This window comes from Carnobacterium sp. (assembly GCF_032094055.1).
Lineage (GTDB): Bacteria > Bacillota > Bacilli > Lactobacillales > Carnobacteriaceae > Carnobacterium_A.
On the sequence record NZ_DAMDAK010000087.1, the window covers coordinates 1 to 7,103 of the forward strand.

General features: G+C 36.0%; 8 protein-coding genes and 1 pseudogene. 2 read left to right on the top strand and 7 right to left on the bottom strand.

Annotation, left to right across the window (positions count from 1 at the left end; translation table 11 throughout):
* The 4 genes and pseudogenes from RT405_RS11350 to RT405_RS11365 all read right to left on the bottom strand — a co-directional run.
* A pseudogene (locus RT405_RS11350) lies at positions 1 to 219 on the bottom strand (branched-chain amino acid ABC transporter permease); the annotation flags it as partial.
* A gap of 75 nt (positions 220 to 294) precedes the next feature.
* A complete protein-coding gene (locus tag RT405_RS11355; RefSeq protein ID WP_313469758.1) occupies positions 295 to 1,443 on the bottom strand; it encodes an ABC transporter substrate-binding protein in 1,149 nt (382 codons plus the stop codon).
* A 668-nt stretch (positions 1,444 to 2,111) separates the two neighbouring features.
* Entirely contained in the window at positions 2,112 to 3,275 is a 1,164-nt protein-coding gene (locus tag RT405_RS11360) for a GerMN domain-containing protein (protein ID WP_313469759.1), read from the bottom strand.
* 245 nt (positions 3,276 to 3,520) lie between these two features.
* A complete protein-coding gene (locus tag RT405_RS11365) occupies positions 3,521 to 3,679 on the bottom strand; it encodes a hypothetical protein (RefSeq protein WP_313469760.1) in 159 nt (52 codons plus the stop codon).
* A 309-nt stretch (positions 3,680 to 3,988) separates the two neighbouring features.
* Between RT405_RS11365 and RT405_RS11370 the strand changes: the two genes are divergently transcribed.
* Positions 3,989 to 4,501 (top strand): helix-turn-helix domain-containing protein, encoded by a 513-nt coding sequence (locus RT405_RS11370; RefSeq protein WP_313469761.1) that lies wholly within the window; start codon positions 3,989 to 3,991, stop codon positions 4,499 to 4,501.
* A gap of 1 nt (position 4,502) precedes the next feature.
* Here the strand turns inward: RT405_RS11370 and RT405_RS11375 are convergent, their stop codons facing one another.
* The gene (locus RT405_RS11375; protein ID WP_313469763.1) at positions 4,503 to 4,976 is read right to left on the bottom strand and encodes a DUF5626 family protein; all 474 of its coding nucleotides are present in this window, start codon (positions 4,974 to 4,976) and stop codon (positions 4,503 to 4,505) included.
* A 62-nt stretch (positions 4,977 to 5,038) separates the two neighbouring features.
* Between RT405_RS11375 and RT405_RS11380 the strand changes: the two genes are divergently transcribed.
* Positions 5,039 to 5,455, top strand: a complete 417-nt coding sequence (locus tag RT405_RS11380; protein ID WP_313469764.1) for a VOC family protein — start codon at positions 5,039 to 5,041, stop codon at positions 5,453 to 5,455.
* A gap of 131 nt (positions 5,456 to 5,586) precedes the next feature.
* On the opposite strand, the gene RT405_RS11385 is transcribed toward RT405_RS11380, so the two are convergent.
* Together RT405_RS11385 and RT405_RS11390 are read right to left on the bottom strand one after the other, a co-directional pair.
* Positions 5,587 to 6,339 carry a class I SAM-dependent methyltransferase gene (locus RT405_RS11385; RefSeq protein WP_313469766.1) on the bottom strand — a complete coding sequence of 251 codons (753 nt, stop codon included), beginning with the start codon at positions 6,337 to 6,339 and terminating at the stop codon, positions 5,587 to 5,589.
* Between the two features lie 107 nt (positions 6,340 to 6,446).
* A partial coding sequence (locus tag RT405_RS11390) for an aromatic acid exporter family protein (RefSeq protein WP_396163767.1) occupies positions 6,447 to 7,103 on the bottom strand: 657 nt, incomplete at its 5' end.

Below are 7,103 nucleotides of genomic sequence, written 5' to 3' on the forward strand. Positions count from 1 at the left end.
TGCACAAAGCAACATACAAATAAGCAATGAAGGAATCAATCCTAAATGAAAAACATTAATTGTTGTGTAGCCAATGAAAGCACCCACCATATAGATTTCTCCATGGGCAAAGTTGATTAATTTAATAATGCCGTAAACCATCGTATACCCTAGAGCAATTAGTGCATAAATGCTTCCTAATGAAAGCCCATTAATGAGTTGTTGAATAAAGTTCTCCATAAGGCTCCTCTTTTCTGATAAATTTTAAGAGGCACAAAGCTACGATCAGCTCCGCACCTCTTTTTTGATCTTGTATTATTTTGGCGCTACTTCTGTTCCACCAGCTTCTTCTCCTTTTTGCAATTCAATAACAAATACGGATTTAACTGGATTGTGATTTTCATCAATTGAGAAATTACCGGTAACTCCTTGGAAATCAGTGATCTTTTCGAGTGCTTTAGCCACTTCTTCAGGATCGTTGCTATCTGCTTCTTCGATTCCTTGTTTTGCCAAGTAAACAGAATCATATGCTAAGGCTGAAAATGCATCCGGCTCTGTTTTGTACTCTTCTTTATACGCTTTAATAAAGTCTTGAATATTCTTTTCTTCATTGTTCAAAGAGAAGTGAGCAGAATAATAAACGTCTGAAACATTTTCTTTGCCGGCTAAATCAAGCAATGCTTGGTTACTAAATCCATCTGCTCCTAAAATCGGCTGTTCAATTCCCATTTCACGCGCTTGTTTAATAATTAAACCAGCTTGTTCATAATAAGCAGGCATATAGATGACATCAAAATCTTTGCCTTTGATCCGAGTTAAAATAGCATTAAAATCTGTATCATCAGCTGTAAAGTTTTCATCAGCAACAATTTCACCTTTATAAGAGTCCTTGAAAGCTTTGGTTAATCCAATTGCATAGTCGCTGGAGCTGTCTCCAATAATCACAGCTTTCTTAGAGTCTAAGTGATTCGTCGCAAAGTCTGCCAACGCCACTCCTTGGAAAGAATCTTGGAAACCTGTCCGGAAAACATAAGGCTGAACTTTTCCTTGGTCATCTAGTGTTAAACTATCATCTGTCCCAGAAGGTGTGATCATAGCAACTTTAGCTCTCGTTACTGATGGAGTGGCTGATTTTGTTGTACCACTGGTAGCTGGTCCAACGATGACCGAAACTTTTTCTTGTGTAGCCAGTTTCGTTGCGATACTAGCTGATTCAGTTGTATCAGATTTATTGTCTAATTCGACATACTTTAATTGTTTATCCAAAACGCCGCCAGCTTCATTGATTTCTTTGATGGCCAGCTTTGCTCCATTCGATTCTGCTGATCCATAAGCAGATACTGGACCAGTTAGTTCAAAATTTCCACCAATTTTAATGGTGTCTGAATCATCCGCATTTCCTTTAGCCCCGCACGCCGTAGTGAATAATGCTAGAGCTGCTAACCCGACAACTAATTTTTTCATTTATTTTCCTCCTCATTTGCTGCTTTCTTTATTTTTATCTTAAAAACGGATGATACATTTATTAGAATAAGATAAGATTTAACTAGATGTTTAATAGTATAGAATATTCTGACAATTTAAGCAATAGCAAATTTATTTTTTTCTGAGATAAAAAATATAGCGTTACCTTTGTTATAAGAATACCCAAAATGTTCTTAACTACCGTATCGTTAGATAGATAACCTTCTTACGGCACGCAAAAGCGATTTGCCTGCCTTATCATTGTATTTTTTTGACTCATACGTTACGTATAACGTGTTTACCTAACTTATCCTGTATTTTTTCTGCCTGATATAGGAGGCAAAATGGTTTTTCCTACTATACGGCTGCTATTTAATCCTTCATATGTTCTTTAACAGCTTTTATCCGTTCAAGTCGGGCCTTTTCGGGCACAGCCGAAAAGTACAACTTCAACCACTGTTCTCATGTATTTTTTGAATAGAAACCTAAATACCTTGCCGTACTCAAAAAAGGTAAAAGGATAATTGAAACAAAGCAAAAAAAAGAGTAGACAGCTCTACTCTGAAAACCTCTAGCTATTGAGATGATTGTATCAAGTATTTTCCAAAAAAATACAGCAAGAAAATGAGGGGCTCGCCCCAACCTCCTGCTGTATTTTTTTCTATTCCTTACTGTACTTCACTGCTATTTTCGGTATCTACTGTAAACGATTCGCCTTTTTCTTTTTGGATATGTCCTGTGCTGTAAGGCTGTCCATCGACAGTGAGATAGACTTCATTCATATAGTAGTACCCGCCTATTGTATTGACGATGCTTTGTAAAATCAACGTTTCATAGGCAGAACCTGCATTCATTTCAGAAATCAATTCTTTAGAAAAGTCGACATACACCCTTCCATCCGTATTCAAATACAAGCTCAAAATGGTCGTATTGTCTGATAAGACGGATCCAACAGCGTCATTAGGTAATTCTTTATACGCTGTTTCTATTTTCTTTTTCGTCACATCATTGGTTTTAAAAGCTAGTTCTTTGTCCACATAAGACAACGTCTCTCCGTCAGCATTAGGATAATAAAAACGGACTGTTTGAACCAGTGGTACATCTGTTTCAATTTTACTTAAAGTGGAGGTCACGCTGTACTCGTCTGATGTAAAGACGGTTTTCACCAACCCAATGTCCGGCGCATAATAATCGACTACTTTGTCTTCGCTTCCTTCAGTGGTCACTTCCACGGTCTCATAAGTTCCCATTGGTGTATCGATAGAAACATTGATACCGGTGATTGTCCGTGTCCGTTCGCCCATCACGGGCCAAGTCGTACCTTCTTTTAGAGGCGCTTTGAGTAAGATTTCCGTTCCTTCCTCTTCTCCTGGCTCTTGGTCAAGCCAATTTTCACGTGGATAAGCTTCACCGCGGGATAGACGGGTCTTGATTTGGTCTTTTTCTAACTCAATGACCTTTACCTCTCCTGTTCCGCCATTGTTTTTTCTAATTTGTTTTCGATTGTCTTTAGCATAATCAGTGTACTCATCATAACTAGCATATTCATTTCCTTCACCTGCATAAATATAATGCTGGTTGTTTGTATCCGGAAAATAAGTAGCTAAGTCTATGCTGTCTGGTTCTTCAGCTGTTGAACTAGAACTGGATGCAGCTTCTTGGCTCGAACTCGTTGCTGAATTTCCTTCAGAACTGGAACTTATCTTGCTTTCTTTAGACATTGAGGAGCTGATTGAAGAATCCGTATTGGGTTCTTCCCGATTAAAGGAACGGCAAGAGGATAGAATAAGGGCTAAAAAGAATAAACTAAAAAGAAAACCTATTTTTTTCATCATGTATCCCTCTCTTTCTTCTTTATATACTGTATTATACCATTTACAGAAAACGTTTTCCATTTTCCTGTAAAAACCACTTATGCTAGTCTTGTTACTGACCTATTCCTTTTTTAATTAAAAAACCAACTTAATGCTTCAATCACAAAAAATCCTGCGAAAAGGCTCATTAAGATAAAAATACCCACCACCGTTACTTTTTTCATCTTCTCTCTCATATTCTGTGAGCTCCTTTTAAGTTGGGTTCATCGTTCGATTCGGTCCGCTGTTCTAAGCAGAATATATCCTAAAGCTAACAAGCCATAGCCGATTCCAATCTTTTGATTAAACAGACCAAGAATTGCTAAACTAAAAACAATTATTGATAAAACATGAAAAACTACATATCCTTTATTCTTTTTCATCTATTTCCCTCCACAAAATGAACGTCTTTATTTTTACTGGTACTTTCAACCAACGATAAAAAACAGACGCTTGTTTCTGACTTTGTCTCTGTTGTTTTCTTCATTCCTCACCTTGATTATCCGACACATTATTTAAAATAGTAAGAACGCAATGGTTTACATCCTAGCAACCAATGGTTTACATCGTTGATTTAAAGCCATTTCCAATGACTAAACATCCAACAGGGAAAAATAATGTTATTAGCTGATAGCAAAAATGATCAGCTTTCGGTATGATAGAAAAAGATAAGATACAAGGGAGGAAATCAGATGGCGTTAGCAGAACGATTAAAGGAAAGTAGAATCAATAAAGGGTTTACGCAAGGAGATGTTGCGGATCATTTGCAAATTTCTCGTCAGTCTATTTCTAAGTGGGAAAATGGAAACAGTTACCCTGATTTAGATAATTTAGTAAAATTAAGCAATTATTATGAAATATCGATCGATGAATTATTAAAAGAAAACCAAGATCTTAAAAAAAGAATTGAAGAGAATGAACTTAAAATTGAAGATTCTTATCGAAAACTGGATTTTATACGAGGGACCTCAGAAAAAGATGAAGGCCTTATATTGCTGATCCTTTCTTTTATTAGTTTTTTAATCGCTCCTTTTGGACTAATTGTGGCGCCCATTATTATAAAAAGGAACAAAAAAACAAACACACTGTATAAATTGCTTTATCTCTCGTGTGTTTGCTGTATTCTTTTTAATCTTTTTATTGGCTACGGTGTGCTAAGCGATATTTTTGGATGGGGGACGACAACTGTCGAATACCTCGGTTAATTTAGTAACTAATCGAAATATTATTTGTTAGCAATTTTGCTCGTAAGTTTATCGAAGTTGTAATCAACGAGACTTTTCTTTTCAAATAATAAGTTGCTTGTTTTGTATTGTCTACAGTTAGTTTAGCGCTTGTAAAACTTCCTGTATAAGCCACAATAGAGGGTGAATAAGCTTTCGTGATTTTGTTGCCACTGATCGTGATTTGATACTCTGCTTTCCATTGACCCGGTGTAGCAGCGGAAATTTTATAATTTCCATTTTTTACGGCTCTTAACATAGATGGGATTTCTTCCACTTCAATCACGATTTCTTCTCCTGCAGATGTGACAACAGTAAACGACTGTGTACCTCCTTGTTCTATATCATAGATGATCTTTTCTTGGTCCCCAGCTGATTGTGCTGCTTCCGCTTGTACTTCTTGAGTCCCAAAAGAAACGAATGCAACTAGCCCTAAAATCAAAAGAATTTTTTTCATTCTCTATTCCTCCAAACTAAATTTTTAAACTCTATCTTACTTTAAAAAAGGAGTGGAAATTAATGGCATTAAAAAAAGGAACTATCCATCATATTGAATTATATGTTTCTAATTTAAAAAACACAACTTATTTTTGGGGTTGGTTCTTAGAAGAATTAGGCTACTCTCCTTTTCAAAGTTGGGATGGCGGCCAAAGTTGGAAAATAGAAGATACTTATCTTGTTTTTGTCCAAGCAGAAGAGAAGTTTCTTGCTGCTCCTTATCATAGGCGCCAAGTTGGTCTTAATCATTTGGCTTTTTGGGCAGATTCCAGACAAGAGGTTGATCAAATGACTGATAAATTAAGAAAAAAAGGCGTTCCGATCCTCTACACTGATCAACACCCCTTTGCAGGCGGCAAAGAACATTATGCAGTTTTTTTTGAAGATCCTGATAGAATCAAAGTTGAATTTGTAGCTCCTGAACAAGTCATAAAGTAACAGCTAATCGAATAAAATTAAACCAACAAGCAGCAGCACTTATGAATGCAACTCTATTTCAGAAAATTCTTTATACATAACCTAAATAAACCTGTTTTGATGTTTCTCAAAACAGGTTTATTTTCGTCAACTTATTCTTCTTGGTTACTGTGCTTTTTAATCGCTGATATCAGTAAAAACATCGGCCGTCTATCTTCATCTTTCATTGCTGGATCATTCTTCAACATCTCATCAGTAGGCTTTGATTCTTTAACAGCTTTTATTGTAAAGCCCGCTTCAATCACATCATTTAAATAGGTTGACACTGTTCGATGGTATTTCATCACACTGTCAGTTAAGAATGTCGTTTCCCTCAATCCTTCTGTGTGATAATGGTCTACTGGCCAATGTAATCTATTTCCTTGCTCATCCAGGTACCATTCTTGTTCAGCGGAAGCAGTAAAGATAGGGTGTTCAACTGAAAAAACAAAAGTACCGCCGGGTTTTAGACAATCGTATATCCGTTTACAAATCGGTTCAAAAGATTCAATATAATGAAAAGCCAACGAACTAATAACTACATCAAATTGAGCAATTGGAAAATCAATATCTTCAATTGGCATCTGAAGATAGGTAATGGCTGGATCATTTGTTTTTTCACGTGCTGTTTGAAGCATTTTTTCGGATATATCTACACCGACTACTTTACTCGCGTGTTGTTCACGAGCAAAACGACAATGCCAACCAAATCCACACCCTAAATCAAGCACCGCTTTATTTTGCAGTTCTGGGAGTAAGGATCTGAATGCTGGCCACTCACCTGCAGCTTCAAGTCCTTTCACTGAACGTGCCATTTGCTGATACTCCGAGAAAAACTTAGGATCATCATATTTATTTTGTTTCATTAGATTATCTCTCCTTATTTTGGTCTTTCTATTTAAAAGTACTAAAAGTATAGTTATTTAAGAAAAATTTAAAGCTGCCTAGTTTCTCATCTATTTTTACAAATTGTTTATTTTTTGGATTTATCAGCTTTACTATCTAATTTTTTTGCGTTCTTTTCATAAAACTTTTGCTTCACATCAATAAAACGTGTGAAATCATTTAGTAATTGAAATAAAATAGCTCGATTTTCAAACTCTTCTCGGGTTTGCGGCAATGGACTGTTTCGGAAATAATTTAATAGTTCTTGAATATTTTGCATTAAAGCGGTGCCTGAGTTGCTTTCATGTAATTGCTCAGCGGTTAAATAGAATAAGCCAGCCAATATTTTATTTTGCTTAGTCGGCAAATGGCAAAACCGTAAATTAGTCGCCATTTGTTTTAATATCAATGCCTGTACTTTTCGCATTTCAAAATAATGAATCTCATAGAACCGAGGATTTACTAATTGATTATCCAATTCTGTATAAGCAACTTGGATAGCTTCATCTAAAGTCTCTTCTAATTCTTGGATCAACTGAAAATCCTCCGTTCCGGAAAAGCCTTCTTTTAACGTTTGATCAAAGTAAAGCAGTATTTTTTTGATTTTCTCATCAACTGCATCACGCATTTCTTGAATTTGCGTTTCTTTTGAAGGCATATAGAGGTTGAATAAAATAGCTAAACTTGCTCCGATCACCATCAATAGAAATTCGTTCCAGAGCCAATGAACAGAGGTACTTTGTTC

Coding starts and splice junctions, on each gene's coding strand:
- RT405_RS11385 (WP_313469766.1), bottom strand. CDS start 6,339: ATGAAACAAAATAAATATGATGATCCTAAGTTTTTCTCGGAGTATCAG.
- RT405_RS11360 (WP_313469759.1), bottom strand. CDS start 3,275: ATGAAAAAAATAGGTTTTCTTTTTAGTTTATTCTTTTTAGCCCTTATT.
- RT405_RS11365 (WP_313469760.1), bottom strand. CDS start 3,679: ATGAAAAAGAATAAAGGATATGTAGTTTTTCATGTTTTATCAATAATT.
- RT405_RS11355 (WP_313469758.1), bottom strand. CDS start 1,443: ATGAAAAAATTAGTTGTCGGGTTAGCAGCTCTAGCATTATTCACTACG.
- RT405_RS11380 (WP_313469764.1), top strand. CDS start 5,039: ATGGCATTAAAAAAAGGAACTATCCATCATATTGAATTATATGTTTCT.
- RT405_RS11375 (WP_313469763.1), bottom strand. CDS start 4,976: ATGAAAAAAATTCTTTTGATTTTAGGGCTAGTTGCATTCGTTTCTTTT.
- RT405_RS11370 (WP_313469761.1), top strand. CDS start 3,989: ATGGCGTTAGCAGAACGATTAAAGGAAAGTAGAATCAATAAAGGGTTT.